This window comes from Flavobacterium caeni (assembly GCF_900101895.1).
In the GTDB taxonomy this organism is placed as follows: Bacteria; Bacteroidota; Bacteroidia; order Flavobacteriales; family Flavobacteriaceae; genus Flavobacterium; species Flavobacterium caeni.
The window spans coordinates 1-1,541 of sequence record NZ_FMVF01000065.1; the positions used below are offsets into that span (position 1 = coordinate 1).

2 protein-coding genes are annotated in these 1,541 nt (G+C 33.8%); both read left to right on the top strand.

Features of this window, described 5'->3' with window-relative positions; genetic code table 11:
- The first annotated feature begins 127 nt into the window (after positions 1–127).
- Positions 128–676: a hypothetical protein gene (locus tag BLP55_RS16540; protein WP_091147511.1), complete on the top strand. Its 549-nt coding sequence runs from the start codon at positions 128–130 to the stop codon at positions 674–676.
- Positions 677–828: 152 nt separating this feature from the next.
- Positions 829–1,320, top strand: a complete 492-nt coding sequence (locus tag BLP55_RS16545) for a hypothetical protein (protein ID WP_091147515.1) — start codon at positions 829–831, stop codon at positions 1,318–1,320.
- Positions 1,321–1,541: the final 221 nt, after the last annotated feature.

The window sequence follows — 1,541 nt, forward strand, 5'->3', positions numbered from 1 at the left end:
GCGGCCGGAACGTTTCAGTTTCACGAACTTTGTTTATCTTCGGCGGAGAGAACTCGTTTCGCTTTGACGCGACCACGCAAATGCGCGAAACGTTAGTAGCCATTTTATCACGATCACAGTAACAATCATGAATATAAGTTCAAAAACAAATTGGTTTTCAATCATTCTTCCTCTTTTTCTCTTATCAGGAATTGGGTTTTTCATTTACATAATGAAAATAGTTTTATCGAAACCTGGAAAATCGCCTATCGGGCTTTATCTTTTTATAGGCATTTTTATAGCCTTGTTATTGACTCTGGTTTTGCTATCGATTATTCTTAATAAAAAAATTAAAGTAACAAATAATGGAATAGCTGTGCATTTCTTATTAAATAATAAAATTTTAGAATATAAAAATGAACAGTTGAATGGCTTTGACGAAACAGAAAATTATGATAAAGGTGGAAAATATAGAAGTTTTAGTTTTAGAACGTCTGATTGCAATGTATACTTACTTAGCAGTAGAGAATTTAGAAACTTTGACGAATTAACAAACGCTATTAAATCTCGAACTCAACAAATGGAAATTGGATTTCGCAGCAATCTAAAAATATTTTTCAAAGTCTTTCTAGTTTCCATAATAATAACTTGTTTAATAATGCTTATTTTAAATTTAATTTTCGAAAACGGCTACTAACAGCCGGTAAGCTAATTACGCTAGTTTCCAGTAAGTTGAACGTTTGTTTTTCACGAAGAAAGTTCTATCTTGGCAGAGAAAACTCTGTCCGCTGGCATCGCGAATTCGCTTACCGGCGACACGTTAGCAGTAATTATGAAAAAAACGAAACGATGAGAACCTATTTGATATTTATCCTATTTGCAATTAGCAATACCATATATAGTCAAACATCTCCGCATGAAAACTTTCAAGGCAAGTGGATAAAGGGTAAAACAGGATATGAAATAAGGGAAAACTGTATTGTCGTGTTATCAAAGGAAAGAAACTGGAAAAGTTCTAATAAAGAACATCAAATATTCTATTTCATTGGTGAACCATATATTTCCAATGAAGACACATTTAAATGTTGGATTGCAAACACTTTTATACAAAGTACAGTACATACCGACAGGCCCGAATCAAAGGAACCCATGAAGGAGTATAAAGTCATAGAACTAAAGCTAAAGAAAGATGGGAAACTAGTATTAAATTATACCACATCTCAATTTGCCTTGTTATCCCAGCTAGTTGACAACAATGTTCCAGAAGTAATAAAAGAAGATTTCGACGACCATGGATTTATGGAGTATAGATTCAAACTCGAAAAACTTAGGGAACAATAATTACTGCTAACACTGTATTTACGCTAGAGCTGGTTTTCAGCAGGTTGAACGTTCGTTCAAACCAAGAAAGTTGTATCTTGGCAGAGAGAACTCTGCTCCCATTTCCGCTCCAGCGCAAATACAGGGAACGTTATATGCCATTCACCTATGAAGAAAATATTAACTATCATAGCAATCATTGCGAGTTTATATAGTAACGGTCAAACAAAATTTGACAAACA

What these genes read in the sequence shown, in the direction of transcription:
- BLP55_RS16540 (WP_091147511.1), top strand. Translation starts at nt 128, where the DNA reads ATGAATATAAGTTCAAAAACAAATTGGTTTTCAATCATTCTTCCTCTT.
- BLP55_RS16545 (WP_091147515.1), top strand. Translation starts at nt 829, where the DNA reads ATGAGAACCTATTTGATATTTATCCTATTTGCAATTAGCAATACCATA.